The sequence below is a fragment of the Nocardioides luteus genome, assembly GCF_014648595.1.
GTDB lineage: Bacteria > Actinomycetota > Actinomycetes > Propionibacteriales > Nocardioidaceae > Nocardioides > Nocardioides luteus.
Genome location: NZ_BMRK01000012.1, coordinates 115,404 through 130,817, shown reverse-complemented (window position 1 = coordinate 130,817; position 15,414 = coordinate 115,404). Strand labels below are relative to the sequence as shown.

Genomic DNA, 15,414 nt, shown 5'->3' with positions numbered 1-15,414 from the left:
GGCTGCAACTCACACGTGCCGAAGTAGCCTTCCGGCATGACCTCCGAGCCGAGCATCACGACCCCGCTGGACCCGAGTGCGAACGATCCGTTCGGCTGGCTGGAGGAGGTCGAGGGCGCCGACGCGCTGGCTTGGGTGCGGGCACGCAACGACGAGGCCCACGCCGGCGTCGGGTCCGACCCGGTCTTCGCGAAGATCGAGGCGCAGATCCTCGAGGTGCTCGACTCCGACGACCGGGTCCCGGAGGTCTCCCGCCTCGGCGACCACCTCTACAACTTCTGGCGCGACGCCGACCACGAGCGCGGCGTCTGGCGCCGCACCACGCCGGAGTCCTACCGCACCGACTCGCCCGAGTGGGAGATCCTGCTCGACCTCGACGCGCTCGCCGCGGAGGAGGACGAGAGCTGGGTCTGGCACGGCGCCTCCATGCTCCGCCCGGCGCCCGGCGAGCCGTGGCGCAAGGCGCTCGTCGACCTCTCCCCGGGCGGCTCCGACGCCGACGTGACCAGGGAGTTCGACCTGGTCACGAAGACGTTCGTACGTCCCGAGGACGGCGGCTTCACCCGCGCCGTCGAGCAGGGCGGCGCCAAGGGCGGGCTCTCCTGGTGCGGTCCCGACGCGGTCTACGTCTTCACCGACTTCGGCCCCGGCTCGCTGACCCCCAGCGGCTACCCGCGCATCGTGAAGCTGTGGCGCCGTGGCACCCCGCTCGCCGACGCGCCGGTGGTCTACGAGGGCACCGACGAGGACATGTACATCTCCGCCCGCCACCTCCACACGCCGGGCTTCGAGCGCGACCTGGTCAGCCGCTCGATCGCGTTCTACAAGTCGGAGACCTACGTCGCCACCGACCCCGGCACGCCCGAGCAGACCCTCACCAAGCTCGACATCCCCGACTCCGCCGAGGCCGGCTTCCACCGGGAGTGGCTGGTCATCGACCTGCGCGAGGACTGGAGCCTGGGGTCGGGCCAGGAGCAGAGGACGTACGTCGCGGGCTCGCTGCTCGCGATCGAGGCCGACCGCTTCCTGGCCGGTGAGCGCGATCTGACCGTGCTCTTCGAGCCGACCGAGAAGACCTCGCTCGCCGGGGCGACCTGGACCCGCAACCATCTCGTCCTCAACGTCTTCGAGGACGTCAAGAACCGGCTCCATGTGCTGACGCCGCCGGACGTGACGGGCTCAGAGGTCTCGACAGGATCGACCTCCGGAACGTGGACCCGCTCGGAGTTCCCGGCGACCGACCCGGTGGCCGCGGTCGGCACGCGCGCCGTCGACGCGGTCGAGTCCGACGAGGTCTGGGTCGTCACCAGCGGCTACCTGACACCCACGACGTACGGCCTGACCACGATCGGCGAGGAGACCATCGAGCCGCTGAAGTCGGCGCCGGCCTGGTTCGACACCGACGGACTCAGTGCCGAGCAGCGCTTCGCGACCTCGGCGGACGGCACCCGGGTGCCCTACTTCATCGTCGGTCCCGAGTCGGCGCTCGCCGGCCAGGGTCCGGTGCCGACGCTGCTTTACGGCTACGGCGGTTTCGAGATCCCGATGACGCCGGGCTACTCCGCTGGTGTGGGCCGGTCCTGGCTCAGCGAGGGCGGCGTCTACGTGGTGGCCAACATCCGCGGAGGAGGGGAGTACGGCCCGGCGTGGCACCAGGCGGCGCTCAAGGAGAACCGGCACAAGGCCTACGAGGACTTCGCCGCGGTCGCGCGTCACCTCGCCGAGACCGGCGTGACCGACGCGCGGCACCTCGGCGTCCAGGGCGGCTCCAACGGCGGGCTGCTGACCGGCAACATGCTCACCCGCTACCCCGAGCTCTTCGGCGCGGTCGTGATCCAGGTGCCGCTGCTGGACATGAAGCGCTACTCCCACCTGCTCGCGGGCGCGAGCTGGATGGCGGAGTACGGCGATCCGGACGTCCCCGAGGAGTGGGAGTTCATCCGGACGTTCTCGCCCTACCACCTGCTCGACGCCGAGAAGAGCTACCCGCCGGTGCTGCTCACCACCTCCACCAAGGACGACCGCGTCCACCCCGGCCATGCCCGCAAGATGGCCGCGCTGCTGGCCGCGACCGGCAAGGACGTCACCTACTACGAGAACATCGAGGGTGGCCACGGCGGCGCCGCCAACAACGCCCAGGCGGCCCACCTCTCCGCGTTCGCCTGGACCTTCCTGCGCGACCGCCTGGGGCTGATCGAGTGACAGATACTGGGACGGTGATCTCAGATCATGGGACGGACGATAGGGTGTGGTGACACGGCGCGACACCTGGGGTTAACGTGTGGGCATGCTGCACAGCATTCTCGTACTTATCAGGCGCGTCGCCTAGGAGCCACTGGCCCCAGACGACGCGTCTCCCTCCGTTGCCCGCCGGGCCGGAGGGTTTTTTGTTGCACTGGCAGCGTGACTGCCGGTCGACACACCCACGAGATCCCATGAGTAGACAGCTCCGAGGAGTAGGACGGCGGACATGAGCGAGCAGATGACAGGCGCCCAGAGCCTGGTCAAATCGCTGGAAGCAGCGGGAGCCGAGGACATCTTCGGCATTCCGGGAGGGGCGATCCTTCCGGCGTACGACCCGCTGATGGACTCGAAGATCCGCCACATCCTCGTACGTCACGAGCAGGGGGCCGGCCACGCCGCCCAGGGGTATGCGGCCGCCACCGGCAAGGTCGGGGTCTGCATGGCCACCTCCGGTCCGGGCGCGACCAACCTGGTCACCCCGCTCGCCGACGCCAACATGGACTCCGTGCCGATGGTGGCCATCACCGGCCAGGTCGGCGCGGCGATGATCGGCACCGACGCCTTCCAGGAGGCGGACATCCGCGGCATCACGATGCCGGTCACCAAGCACAGCTTCCTCATCACCGATCCCGCGGAGATCCCGCTGCGGGTCGCTGAGGCCTTCCACCTCGCCTCCTCCGGGAGGCCGGGTCCGGTCCTCGTCGACGTCACCAAGTCGGCGTTGCAGGCCACCACCACCTACCGGTGGCCGTCCGAGCTCCACCTGCCGGGCTACCGCCCGGTGACCAGGCCGCACGCCAAGCAGATCCGCGAGGCGGCGCGCCTGATGCTGGAGGCCAAGAAGCCTGTCCTGTACGTCGGCGGCGGCACCATCCGCTCCCGCGCCCACCGCGAGCTGCTGCAGCTGGCCACGCTCACCGGGATCCCGGTCGTGACCACCCTGATGGCCCGCGGCGCCTTCCCCGACTCCCACCCGCAGCACCTCGGCATGCCGGGCATGCACGGCACGGTCGCGGCCAACGCCGGTCTGCAGAAGTCCGACCTGCTGATCAGCCTCGGCGCCCGCTTCGACGACCGCGTCACCGGCAACCTGGACTCCTTCGCGCCCAACGCCAAGGTGATCCACGCCGACATCGACCCGGCCGAGATCGGCAAGAACCGCTACGCCGACGTCCCGATCGTGGGCGACGTCCGCGAGGTCCTCACCGACCTGATCGCGGTGCTCACCGCCGAGAAGGAGGCCGGCAAGGAGGGCGACTACGAGGGCTGGGTCGCCTTCGTGGCCGGGATCAAGAAGGCCTACCCGCTGGGCTACGAGACTCCCGTCGAGGGTCTCTCGCCGCAGTACGTCATCGAGCGGCTCGGCAAGATCTCCGGCGAGGACACGATCTTCACCGCCGGCGTCGGTCAGCACCAGATGTGGGCCGCGCAGTTCATCGGCTACGAGCACCCCAACACCTGGATCAACTCCGGCGGCCTCGGCACCATGGGCTTCTCCGTGCCGGCCGCGATGGGCGCCAAGGTCGGCTGCCCCGACTCCACGGTCTGGTCGATCGACGGCGACGGCTGCTTCCAGATGACCAACCAGGAGCTGGCCACCTGCGCGATCGAGGGCATCCCGGTCAAGGTCGCCATCATCAACAACGACAACCTCGGCATGGTGCGCCAGTGGCAGACCCTCTTCTACGAGGAGCGCTACTCCAACACCAACCTGCAGTCCCACGGCCAGCCGAAGCGGATCCCCGACTTCCCGAAGCTCGCCGAGTCCATGGGTTGCGTCGGCCTGGCCTGCGACTCGGCCGAGGACGTCGACTCGACCATCGAGAAGGCCATGGAGATCAACGACATGCCCGTCGTCGTCGACTTCCGGGTCAACAAGGACGCCATGGTCTGGCCGATGGTCCCGGCCGGCGCCTCCAACGACGAGATCCAGTACGCGCGCGACCTCGCGCCCGAGTTCGACGAGGACGACCTGTGATGAGCATCCAGCCCGTGAAGACCGGCGGCAAGCACACGCTGAGCGTCCTGGTCGAGAACAAGCCCGGTGTCCTCGCCCGGGTGGCCGCACTCTTCTCGCGCCGCGGCTTCAACATCGAGTCCCTCGCGGTGGGGCCGACCGAGCACGACGAGGTCTCCCGCATGACGGTCGTCGTCAATCTCGAGAACACCCCTCTCGAGCAGGTCACCAAGCAGCTCAACAAGCTGGTCGAGGTGATCAAGATCGTCGAGCTCGAGCCCGAGTCGCGCGTCCAGCGCGCCCTCATGCTGGTCAAGATCACCGCCACCACGGAGACCCGCAGCCAGGTGCTCGACACCATCCAGCTCTTCCGGGCCAAGGTCGTCGACGTGTCCACCGACACCGTCGTCGTCCAGCTCGCCGGCAACACCGGCAAGCTCAACGACTTCCTCCGGGTGATCGAGCCCTTCGGCATCCGTGAGCTCTCCCAGTCCGGCATGGTCGGCATGGGGCGTGGCTCCCGGTCGATCTCCGAGCGGAGCCTGCGCTCCGTGGCCGTGCCGGCCCCGCCCTCCGCGGTCTGAACAACGCGGTCTGAACCAAACCCACATCAATTACTACAGGTGGTTCGACGAGCTCGACCACCGACGAAAAGGAGAAGCCCCCGTGGCTGAGATTTTCTACGACGACGACGCCGACCTCTCGCTCATCCAGGCGAAGAAGGTCGCGGTCATCGGCTACGGCAGCCAGGGCCACGCCCACGCGCTCAACCTGCGTGACTCCGGTGTGGACGTGCGCATCGGCCTGCAGCCCGGTTCGAAGTCGACCCCCAAGGCCGAGGAGGAGGGCTTCAAGGTCCTCACCCCGGCCGACGCCGCCGCCGAGGCGGACGTGATCGTCATCCTCGCCCCCGACCAGCATCAGCGCGGTCTCTACAACGACCAGCTCGCGCCGCACGTGACCGCCGGCAAGACCCTGGTCTTCGGCCACGGCTTCAACGTGCGCTTCGGCTACATCAAGGCGCCCGAGGGCGTCGACGTCATCCTGGTCGCCCCGAAGGCGCCGGGCCACACGGTCCGTCGTGAGTACGTCGCCGGCCGCGGCATCCCGGACATCATCGCCGTCGAGCAGGACGCCTCCGGCTCCGCGTGGGACCTCGCCAAGGCGTACGCCAAGGGCATCGGTGGCACCCGCGCCGGCGTCATCAAGACGACCTTCACCGAGGAGACCGAGACCGACCTCTTCGGCGAGCAGGCCGTCCTCTGCGGCGGCATGTCCCACCTGGTCCAGGCCGGGTTCGAGACCCTCACCGAGGCCGGCTACCAGCCCGAGATCGCCTACTTCGAGGTGCTCCACGAGCTCAAGCTCATCGTCGACCTGATGTGGGAGGGTGGCATCGCCAAGCAGCGCTGGTCGATCTCCGACACCGCCGAGTACGGCGACTACGTCTCCGGCCCGCGCGTCGTCGGCCCGCAGGTCAAGGAGACCATGAAGCAGGTCCTCGCCGAGATCCAGGACGGCTCCTTCGCCGAGCGCTTCATCGCCGACCAGGACAACGGCGCCGTCGAGTTCCAGAAGCTGCGCGAGGAGGAGGCCGGCCACCCGATCGAGGCCACCGGCAAGACCCTCCGCTCGCACTTCTCCTGGAGCCAGTCCGACGACGACTACACCGAGGGGAGCGCAGCGAGGTAACGAGCTCGCGAGCGCCAGCGAGCGTTGGCTCGTTCGCCGAGCAAGCGACCCAGCGTCCCGAAGGGGCGCTCAGGGTCGGCCGCCCGCTGACCCGACGCCGACTCGGCGCAACTGCCCCAGAATAAACGCCCGAGTCGGCGCATCTGTCTCAAGATGAATGCCCGAGTCGGCGCATCTGCTTCAAGATAAACGCCCGAGTCGGCGTATCTGCCCCAAGAATCTGGGGCAGATACGCCGACTCGGCGGTTGTGGGTGGGGCAGATGCGCCGACTCGGCGGGCTACTTGATCTCCGACCGCATCGTCAGGCGGAGGCCGATGAGCAGCGGGACGATCAGCCAGATGAGGCTGGTGACGCCGAGCTGTGCCCAGGCCTCGCCGGTCATGCCGCTGTCGAAGAGGCGGGTGCTCGTCCAGTTGAGGTCGAGCCAGTCGCCGTTCTCGCGCCACCAGTCGTTGACCATGACGAGGGTGTTCGAGATGGTCGGCAGGACCATCGCGTAGACGAAGTAGCCGACGATCGCGGTCGGGGAGCTGCGGAAGAGCGTGCCGAGGGTGAAGCCCATCAGCATGCCGATCACCTGGGCGAGCACGGTCTGGGCCAGGACGGCCGGGGTGAGCCCCCAGACCGGGTCGACGCCGGCGATCGCGGTGCCGAGCAGGTTGCCGAGCGCGCCGACACCCAGCGCGAGGAGCATCGAGACGGCGCCCAGGACGACGGTCAGCAACCCCTTCGCGGCGATCACCCGGCCGCGGCCGGGCACCAGGGTGAACGTCGTCAGCGCCGTCCGCTGGCTCCACTCGCTGGAGACCGCGAGCACCGCGATCATCGGCAGGATGACGGCCATCGGGATGCCGACCGCGGTCGCGAAGGCTTCGTAGGAGAGCTGCTCGCCGGGGGTGAAGATGATGACGGCGGCGCTGGCGACCGCCGCGAGGATGCCGATGCTCGCGACCAGCCAGAAGCCGGAGCGGGTGTCGAACATCTTGCGCAGCTCCACATCGAGGAGCCGGGCGAACGGGATGGGAGCCGGCACGACACGATCACGCCGGGATGCTTCTGGGTGCCGCCCGCCCGGGTCGACCGGCTCCGGGGCGATGGTCGCGGTGCTCATGCTGCCTTCCCTTCCGGGGACTCGAGGTGGTCACGCTGGGTCTCTGCGGTGAGCTGGAGGAACATCTCCTCCAGGCCGGCACCGTCGGCGGCGCGGAGCTCGCTCAGCACGAGCCCGGCGTCGAAGGCGACCTGGCCGACAGTGGCGAGGTCGGCGTCGCTGCGTACGGCGCCCTCGGTGGTGATCTCGGCGGTGTGGCCGGCCCGCTGGAGCGCGCGGCCGAGGGCGGTGGGGTCGCCGGCCCGGGCGTACGTCTCGCCGCTGGCGAGCAGCTCCTGCTTGGTGCCCTGGGCGACGATCCGGCCGTTGCCGATGACCACGATGTCGTCGGCGATGACCTCGATCTCGTGGAGCAGGTGGGAGGAGAGCAGCACGGTGCCGCCGTCGTCGGCGAAGCCGCGCAGCAGGTCGCGCATCCAGCGGATGCCGGCGGGGTCGAGCCCGTTGGCCGGCTCGTCGAGGATCAGCACCTCGGGGTCGCCGATCAGGGCGGTCGCGATCCCGAGCCGCTGTCGCATGCCCAGGGAGTAGTTGCGTACGCGGCGGCCGGCCTCCGCTTCGGTGAGGCTGACCCGCTCGAGGGTCTCCGCCACCCGCGACTTCGGCAGCCCCATCGTGCGGGCCGCCAGGGTGAGGATCTCGCGGCCGGTGCGCCCGCCGTGCTGGGCGGAGGCGTCCAGGAGAACGCCGACCTCTCGGCCGGGGTTGGGCAGCTGGGAGTAGTGGCGACCGAGGAGGTGCGCGCTCCCGGAGGACGGATCGGTGAGCCCGACCAGGATGCGCATGGTCGTGGACTTGCCGGCGCCGTTGGGGCCGAGGAAGCCGGTGACCCGGCCGGGCTCGGCGTTGAGTGTCACGTTGTCGACGGCCGTGAACCTGCCGTACCTCTTGGTGAGGGCATCGATCTGGATCATGCATCGAGCCTCGCCGCTGGCGGCCTCGCGCGCTTCCGGCAGATCCCTGGCCGGTTCCTGGAACGCCCCCTGATCACCCCTGAGCCCGGCTCGGGGGTTCTCTCCTACGCGCAACGGTCCGTCGCGGAATGTTTCGCAGCGAACGAGACGTTCCCACCACATGCGTATTGATGTGTGGTCCGACGTCGTCTGCCCCTGGTGCTACATCGGCAAGCGCCACCTCGAGGAGGCCCTGGACGGCTTCGAGCACAGCGACGAGGTGGAGATCGTCTACCACTCCTTTGAGCTCGACCCGACCGCGCCCGAGGGGCCGGTCGAGACGACCGTCGAGGCTCTGGCGAAGAAGTTCGGCACCTCCGTCGACCAGGCCCGCGAGATGATGAAGCAGGCCAACGTGCCTGCCGCCGCGGCCGGTCTCGAGTTCCGCCACGAGGACACCCCGCACGCGCGCACCATCGACGCCCACCGGCTGCTCCACCTGGCCAAGGCCGAGGGCAAGCAGGCCGCGCTCAAGGAGGAGCTGCTCGCTGCGTACTTCACCCGAGGGGAGTCCATGGGCGACCACGCCGTGCTGAGGAAGTCCGCCGTCGCGGTCGGCCTCGACGCCGGCCGCGTCGACGAGGTGCTGGCGAGCGAGGAGTTCGCCGGTGACGTACAGGCCGACATCGACCAGGCCCGCGCCTACGGCGCGACCGGGGTGCCGTTCTACGTCGTGGAGAAGAAGTACGGCGTCTCCGGCGCCCAGCCGACCGAGCTGTTCAGCCAGCTCCTGGAGAAGGTGTACGCGGAGACCAAGCCGGCGCTCACCATCGTCGGTGACGGGGACGCCTGCGGCCCCGACGGCTGCGCGATCTGAGCAATCTGAGTCTCAGCGCTTGGTGGCGAGCAGCACGCTGGTGTCGGGGGCGACCATGACCTCGACGGTGGTGAAGCGCTCGTCGGTGAGCCAGGACTCACGCAGGGTGTCGACGCGGCCGTAGACGATCGGCGGCCACAGGTCAGTGGGGATGAGGTCGTCGATGACCACGACGCCGCCCTCCTCGACGAGGTCGGCGAGCTGGTCGGGGGAGACCCCGCCGGGGGTCTCGGCGTCGAGGAAGAGCAGCGCGAACGGACCGCGGTCGCGGAGGATCCCCCAGTCGGCGGCGATCACCTCGACCAGGTGGTCGTCGGCGAAGATCTCCGCGGCCTCCTTGGCCAGGTGCTCGTCGAGCTCGGCGGAGACGATCTGGGCGGCCTCGCCGCGTACGCCGCTGCGCAGCCAGGCGGTGCCGACGCCGCAGCCGGTGCCGAACTCCGCCATGGTGCCGCTGCGGGTGGCCGCCAGAGTCGCCAGCAGACGTCCGGTCTCGTTGCGGCAGAACGACACATAGCCCGCGCGACGGGAGACGTCGAAGGCACGAGTCACGATGTCTGGCAGCTCTGGGGGTGCGCTCACAGGAACAGTCTTCCCGATATCCGGTGTGAGCGCGCGCACTGGTGTCTCGAATCGCGGACCATTCGTCCAAAATGACGCGTTCGAGGCGTTCCTCGGGTTACCGTCGAATCACCATGCGGAGCATTTTTCTCGTACTCGAGTGCCGCGACGGGGCCCGGCGGTAACGACCGCAGGAGAAGCCACCTCGTCGCGGTGGCTTCCGTCTCTCATAGACCCCCGGCTTCTCTCCCACACCCCTTTGATTCCCGAAGTGTGTAAGGAAGAAGCCATGTACGCGATGTACCCCGAGAGCCCTGCCGAATTCAGCGGTTGGAGCCGCGAGTGGGGGCCGGCCAGCCACGACCCCGAGAACCCGCACAGCGTCGAGAACACCATCGCCGCGGTCCAGCAGGCGCTCGACCTGCGGGACAACGGCGGCCAGCGTCCCGACGACAACTAGTCTCGCCGTATGTCTACGACCAACCTCGCAGTGATCCCCGGCGACGGCATCGGACCGGAGGTGACCGCCGAGGCGCTGAAGGTGCTCGAGGTCGCCGCGCCCGTCAAGTTCGAGCAGACCCGCTACGACCTCGGCGCCGAGCGCTACCTCGCCACCGGTGAGGTGCTTCCCGAGTCCGTCCTCGCCGAGATCAAGGAGCAGGACGCGATCCTGCTCGGCGCGGTCGGCGGCAAGCCCAACGACCCCAACCTGCCTCCGGGCATCCTCGAGCGCGGGCTCCTGCTGAAGCTCCGCTTCGAGCTCGACCACTACGTCAACCTGCGCCCCTCGCGACTCTTCCCGGGGGCGACCTCCCCGCTGTCGCAGGCTGTGCTCGACAAGGGTGAGATCGACTTCGTCGTCGTCCGCGAGGGCACCGAGGGCCTCTACACCGGCAACGGTGGCGCGATGCGCGTCGGCACCCCGCACGAGGTCGCCACCGAGACCTCCGTCAACACCGCGTACGGCGTGGAGCGGGTCGTGCGCGACGCCTTCGCCCGCGCCCAGGCGCGCCCGCGGAAGAAGCTGACCCTGGTCCACAAGACCAACGTGCTCGTCAACGCCGGGTCGCTGTGGTGGCGGATCACCCAGCAGGTCGCCGAGGAGTTCCCCGACGTCACCGTGGACTACCTCCACATCGACGCGGTGATGATCTTCCTCGCCACCGACCCCTCCCGCTTCGACGTGATCGTCACCGACAACATCTTCGGCGACATCATCACCGACCTCGCCGCTGCCATCACCGGCGGCATCGGCCTGGCCGCCTCCGGCAACATCAACTCCTCGCGCGAGTTCCCCTCGATGTTCGAGCCCGTCCACGGCTCGGCCCCCGACATCGCCGGCCAGCAGAAGGCCGACCCCACCGCAGCCATCCTGTCCGGGGCCCTTCTGCTCGAGCACCTCGGCCACCTCGAGGCTGCCGCCGCCATCGACGCCGCCGTGCTCGCCGACCTCTCCGAGCGCGGCACCTCGCCTCGTACGACCTCCGAGGTCGGCGACGCGATCGCCGCCCGCGTAGCCGGCTAGACGCTCATCCTCGACAGGGCCGGGCGCAGAAGAATCTGCGCCCGGCCCTTCGTCTGTCCTCATCACTTACGTCTGAATCGAAGAACAGGACTAATCTCATGGTCATGGAGATCAGCACCACATTGTCGACCCAACCGGCCACCGACAAGCACCTCGCGGAGGTCCTGGCGAACCCAGGCTTCGGCAACCATTTCACCGACCACATGCTGACCGTCGAGTGGACGCCCGAACAGGGCTGGCACAACGGTCGCATCGAGGCGTACGCACCGATCAGCCTGGACCCGTCGGCAGCAGTGCTGCACTACGCCCAGGAGATCTTCGAGGGGATGAAGGCCTACCGTCACGCCGACGGCTCGATCTGGTCCTTCCGCCCCGAGGCGAACGCCGCCCGGATGGTCCGCTCCAGCGAGCGGCTCGCGCTGCCCGTCCTCGAGGTCGAGGACTTCGTGCAGACCGTCTTCGACCTGGTGAAGGTCGACCAGCGCTGGGTGCCCGAGGCCACCGAAGGTGACGAGAAGAGCCTCTACCTGCGGCCGTTCATGTTCGCCTCGGAGTCGTTCCTCGGCGTCCGCCCGGCCCAGCACGTGACCTACATGGTCATCGCCTCGCCGGCCGGCTCCTACTTCAAGGGCGGCGTGAAGCCGGTGCGGATCTGGCTCACCGAGGACTACACCCGCGCCGGGCGCGGCGGCATGGGCGCGGCCAAGACCGGCGGCAACTACGCCTCCTCGCTGGTCGCCCAGGCCGAGGCCTCCTCGCAGGGCTGCGACCAGGTCGTCTTCCTGGACGCGCAGGAGGGCAAGTACGTCGAGGAGCTCGGCGGCATGAACCTCTACTTCGTCTACGCCGACGGCCGCATCGTCACCCCCGAGACCGGCACCATCCTCGAGGGCATCACCCGCTCCTCGATCATCGAGCTCGCGGGCAAGCTCGGCTACACCGTCGAGGAGCGCAAGTTCGCGATCGACGAGTGGAAGTCCGGCGTCGAGTCCGGTGAGATCACCGAGGTCTTCGCCTGCGGCACCGCCGCCGTGGTCACCCCCGTCGGCGAGCTCGTCCACAAGGAGGGCTCCATCGCCTCCGCCGGTGACGGTGAGGTCTGGCGCACGATCCGCAAGCAGCTGGTCGACATCCAGTTCGGCCGCGCCGAGGACACCTACGGCTGGATGCGCAAGATCGTCTGACTCGGGCTCTGTTCGAGTGTCGGCAACGGATCGGGGACGGCGCCGGCGGATAAGGTTTGTCGTGTGACGACAGCCCCACGCCGTCCCCTGGCCGACCATCGGGACACCGTTGGTGGCTACGACCTGCTCTCGCTGCTCGGTGAGGGCGGCATGGGCCGGGTCCATCTGGCCCGCCACCGCACGAGCGGTGAGCAGGTCGCGCTGAAGGTGCTGCGCACCCAGTTCGTGGGCGACCAGGAGGGCCGGCAGCGGCTCGCGCGCGAGGTCTCCTCGCTGCAGCGCGTGCGCAGCAGGTGGGTAGCCGGCGTGGTCGACGCCGACCCGTGGGGCCAGGTGCCGTGGCTGGCGACCCGCTACGTCCAAGGGCCGACGCTGCACGACAAGATCGTCAACGACGGCCCGCTCGCGCGCGGCAAGGCCGAGCAGCTGGCCAGCGACCTGGCCGAGGGCATCGCCGACTGCCATGCGGTCGGTGTGCTCCATCGCGACATCAAGCCCGCCAACATCATCCTCGACCACGGCACCCCGATCCTGATCGACTTCGGGCTGGCCCGGGTCACCGACGACCCGAAGATCACCGTCACCGGCCTGCTGATCGGCACGCCCGGCTATCTGCCGCCCGAGATCGCGGTGGGCGACCCCGCCACCCCCGCCTCCGACGTGCACTCGTGGGCAGCCGTGGTCACGTACGCAGCCACCGGCCGTCCGCCCTTTGGCGAGGGCAACCCGATGAAGCTGATGGACCGCGCCCGGCGCGGCGATCACGACCTGGAGGGAGTGCCGCAACCGCTGCGCGGCGTGCTGGCTCAGGCGCTCTCGCCCGACCCTGCTGATCGCCCGACCCTGGACGAGCTGCGCGAGTGGCTGCGTACGCCGCGAAAGCTGTTCGTGCACAAGCCGGTCGAGCAGCTCTCGCTGAGCGACCGGGCCGAGCGGGAGAAGGCCACCACCCCGGTCGCCCCGGTGATGCCGGTGGCCCCGGCCGGGCCGCGGTCGGTCGGCGGCCTGGAGAAGCTGCGCCGCGCAGCCCTATGGCTCGCGCTGCTCGCCTTCGCCGTGGGTGTGATCGCGGCGTTCCCGAGCACCGGCTTCTGGGTCGTGCTGGGTGCTGCCTGGCTGATCCGCGCCGGCACCCTCGCCGCCGGTGACCTGCGCCGCTGGCGGTGGTATCGCGGCCGTAAGTGGCACGACGCGCCCCGCCTCCTCATCGGTGCGCCCTGGCGGCTGGTCCGCTCGCTGCCGAAGACCTTCGTGGTCGGCGTGTGGGGCTTCGGGTTCGTGGTGGCCGCGGTGCTGATCGGGTTCGCGCTGCAGCTCTCGCTCGAGGCGACGCTCGGGCTCTCCGGACTGGCCTTCGTGCTGGCGCTGTGGACCGGCTCCGGGCGCGACCGGCTGCGGGATCCGGTGACCAGCGCGGTGCGCCGGATCTCGGTGCGCTGGGTGCCCTGGATCCTCGGGTTCGCCGTGGCGCTGACGCTCGCGCTCTTCCCGCTGCAGACCGTCTCGGAGGAGGGTTCGCAGTTCTCCGGGGGCGACGAGCCCTGGTGGGTCGAGCTCCTCGGCTGGTGAGACAGCCGTCCCACAGACGGAGATTTCGTGGCAGTATCAAGGCCATGACGACCACAGTCATCATCATTCGCTAGCGCGTCGAGCACCTGCCCGACGCGCCACCCTCTCGTTCCCGAGAGGGTTTTTTGTTGCCCAGCCCGAGGACCCCGAGGACACAGAGCCATGGAATTCCACGTCTACGACACCACCCTGCGCGACGGTGCGCAGCAGGAGGGCCTCAATCTCAGCGTCGCCGACAAGCTCGCGATCGCGCGTCACCTCGACGAGCTGGGCGTCGGGTTCATCGAGGGTGGCTGGCCCGGAGCCAACCCCAAGGACACCGAGTTCTTCCGCCGCGCGGTCGACGAGCTCGACCTGAAGCATGCCCGGCTGGCGGCCTTCGGCTCGACCCGGCGCGCGGGGGTACGGGCGGCCGACGACCCGCAGGTCGCAGCGCTGCGTGACTCCGGAGCCGGTGTCGTCACCCTCGTGGCCAAGTCCCACGACCGCCACGTCGAGCTCGCGCTGCGCACCACGCTCGAGGAGAACCTCGCGATGGTCCGCGACACCGTCTCCCACCTGCGCGAGGAGGGCCAGCAGGTCTTCCTCGACGCCGAGCACTTCTTCGACGGCTACCGGGCCAACCGCGACTACGCGCTGGAGGTCCTCAAGACCGCCTACGAGGCCGGCGCGGAGGTGGTCGCGCTGTGCGACACCAACGGCGGGATGCTGCCGACCTGGGTCTCCGAGGTCGTCCACGACGTGCGCGAGCAGACCCACGGCGCGGTGGGGATCCACTGCCACAACGACACCGGGTGCGCGGTCGCCAACTCGCTGGCCGCCGTCGACGCCGGCGCCATGCACGTCCAGGGCTGCATCAACGGCTACGGGGAGCGTACGGGCAACGCCGACCTCGTCTCCGTGGTCGCCAACCTGCAGCTGAAGATGGGCCGCGACGTACTGCCCACGGGGTTGCTGGGCGAGGCGACCCGCGTCGCGCACGCGGTGGCCGAGGTGACCAACGTGCCGCCCGCCGGCCGTCAGCCCTACGTCGGGGCCTCGGCCTTCACCCACAAGGCCGGTCTGCACGCCTCCGCGATCAAGGTCGACCCCGACCTCTACCAGCACATGGACCCGGCCGGTGTCGGCAACGACATGCGGCTGCTGGTCTCGGACATGGCAGGGCGGGCCTCGATCGAGCTCAAGGGCCGCGAGCTCGGCTACGACCTCTCCGAGGACCGCGACCTGGTGACTCGGGTGACCGAGCGGGTCAAGGCGGCCGAGCAGCGCGGCTACACCTTCGAGGCCGCCGACGCCTCCTTCGAGCTGCTGCTCATCGAGGAGGTCGAGGGCGCGCGTCCCTCCTTCTTCGAGGTCGAGTCGTGGCGGGTCATCTCGGAGGCACGCGGTGGCGGCTCCGGGGCAGCGTTGTCGACCGAGGCGATCGTGAAGATCCACGCCGGCGGCGTACGTCACGTCGAGACGGGCGAGGGAAATGGTCCGGTCAACGCCCTCGACCAGGCGCTGCGGGCCGCTATCACGCGTGCGTTCCCGGTGGTCGCCGACTTCGACCTGATCGACTTCAAGGTGCGGCTCTTCGACCAGGGTCACGGCACCGACGCGCGTACGCGGGTGCTGATCGAGACCTCCGACGGGTCGACGTCGTGGACGACGGTGGGGGTCGGTTCGAACGTGATCGAGGCGTCCTGGGAGGCGCTGGTCGACGGGCTCACCTTCGGGCTCCACCGACACCTGGGCGAGGGGCGTGTGGGGGAGACCACACCCCTGGAGGCCACCGTCGCGGAATGAATCGCGGAGGA

The 15,414-nt window shown here is 69.4% G+C and carries 13 protein-coding genes; 10 read left to right on the top strand and 3 right to left on the bottom strand.

All coding sequences use genetic code 11. From position 1 onward, the window contains the following. Nucleotides 1-36: 36 nt before the first annotated feature. The 4 genes from IEY81_RS15795 to ilvC all read left to right on the top strand — a co-directional run bounded on the left by IEY81_RS15795 (nt 37) and on the right by ilvC (nt 5,893). Entirely contained in the window at nt 37-2,202 is a 2,166-nt protein-coding gene (locus IEY81_RS15795) for a prolyl oligopeptidase family serine peptidase (protein ID WP_189119429.1), read from the top strand. Between the two features lie 268 nt (nt 2,203-2,470). Continuing rightward, nucleotides 2,471-4,222 (top strand): acetolactate synthase large subunit, encoded by a 1,752-nt coding sequence (locus tag IEY81_RS15790; RefSeq protein WP_189119428.1) that lies wholly within the window; start codon nt 2,471-2,473, stop codon nt 4,220-4,222. Continuing rightward, a complete protein-coding gene (ilvN, locus tag IEY81_RS15785) occupies nt 4,222-4,785 on the top strand; it encodes an acetolactate synthase small subunit (RefSeq protein ID WP_189119427.1) in 564 nt (187 codons plus the stop codon). The genes IEY81_RS15790 and ilvN overlap by 1 nt, the downstream gene beginning before the upstream one ends. Nucleotides 4,786-4,867: 82 nt before the next feature. Beyond that, the gene (gene ilvC / locus IEY81_RS15780) at nt 4,868-5,893 is read left to right on the top strand and encodes a ketol-acid reductoisomerase (RefSeq protein WP_189119426.1); all 1,026 of its coding nucleotides are present in this window, start codon (nt 4,868-4,870) and stop codon (nt 5,891-5,893) included. A 279-nt stretch (nt 5,894-6,172) separates the two neighbouring features. Here ilvC and IEY81_RS15775 read toward each other — a convergent pair whose 3' ends face one another. Beyond that, nucleotides 6,173-7,006 carry an ABC-2 transporter permease gene (locus IEY81_RS15775; protein ID WP_189119425.1) on the bottom strand — a complete coding sequence of 278 codons (834 nt, stop codon included), beginning with the start codon at nt 7,004-7,006 and terminating at the stop codon, nt 6,173-6,175. Then, nucleotides 7,003-7,920 (bottom strand): ABC transporter ATP-binding protein, encoded by a 918-nt coding sequence (locus tag IEY81_RS15770; protein ID WP_189119424.1) that lies wholly within the window; start codon nt 7,918-7,920, stop codon nt 7,003-7,005. Before IEY81_RS15770 ends, IEY81_RS15775 begins: the two co-directional genes overlap by 4 nt. A 160-nt stretch (nt 7,921-8,080) precedes the next feature. Here IEY81_RS15770 and IEY81_RS15765 point away from each other — a divergent pair, with 160 nt between their 5' ends. After that, nucleotides 8,081-8,776, top strand: coding sequence for a DsbA family oxidoreductase (locus IEY81_RS15765; protein ID WP_189119423.1), 696 nt, complete (start codon nt 8,081-8,083; stop codon nt 8,774-8,776). A gap of 12 nt (nt 8,777-8,788) precedes the next feature. Here the strand turns inward: IEY81_RS15765 and IEY81_RS15760 are convergent, their stop codons facing one another. Continuing rightward, nucleotides 8,789-9,358: an O-methyltransferase gene (locus IEY81_RS15760; protein WP_189119422.1), complete on the bottom strand. Its 570-nt coding sequence runs from the start codon at nt 9,356-9,358 to the stop codon at nt 8,789-8,791. A 268-nt stretch (nt 9,359-9,626) separates the two neighbouring features. On the opposite strand from IEY81_RS15760, the gene IEY81_RS15755 reads away from it, so the two are divergent. The 5 genes from IEY81_RS15755 to cimA all read left to right on the top strand — a co-directional run bounded on the left by IEY81_RS15755 (nt 9,627) and on the right by cimA (nt 15,403). Further along, on the top strand, nt 9,627-9,797 hold the full coding sequence (locus tag IEY81_RS15755; RefSeq protein WP_189119421.1) for a hypothetical protein: 171 nt from the start codon (nt 9,627-9,629) through the stop codon (nt 9,795-9,797). Between the two features lie 9 nt (nt 9,798-9,806). Then, nucleotides 9,807-10,862: a 3-isopropylmalate dehydrogenase gene (locus tag IEY81_RS15750; RefSeq protein ID WP_189119420.1), complete on the top strand. Its 1,056-nt coding sequence runs from the start codon at nt 9,807-9,809 to the stop codon at nt 10,860-10,862. A 104-nt stretch (nt 10,863-10,966) separates the two neighbouring features. Further along, entirely contained in the window at nt 10,967-12,046 is a 1,080-nt protein-coding gene (locus IEY81_RS15745; RefSeq protein ID WP_189119419.1) for a branched-chain amino acid aminotransferase, read from the top strand. Between the two features lie 63 nt (nt 12,047-12,109). Next, nucleotides 12,110-13,615 (top strand): serine/threonine-protein kinase, encoded by a 1,506-nt coding sequence (locus tag IEY81_RS15740; RefSeq protein ID WP_189119418.1) that lies wholly within the window; start codon nt 12,110-12,112, stop codon nt 13,613-13,615. A gap of 162 nt (nt 13,616-13,777) precedes the next feature. Further along, a complete protein-coding gene (cimA, locus tag IEY81_RS15735; RefSeq protein ID WP_189119417.1) occupies nt 13,778-15,403 on the top strand; it encodes a citramalate synthase in 1,626 nt (541 codons plus the stop codon). The last annotated feature ends 11 nt before the right edge of the window (nt 15,404-15,414 follow it).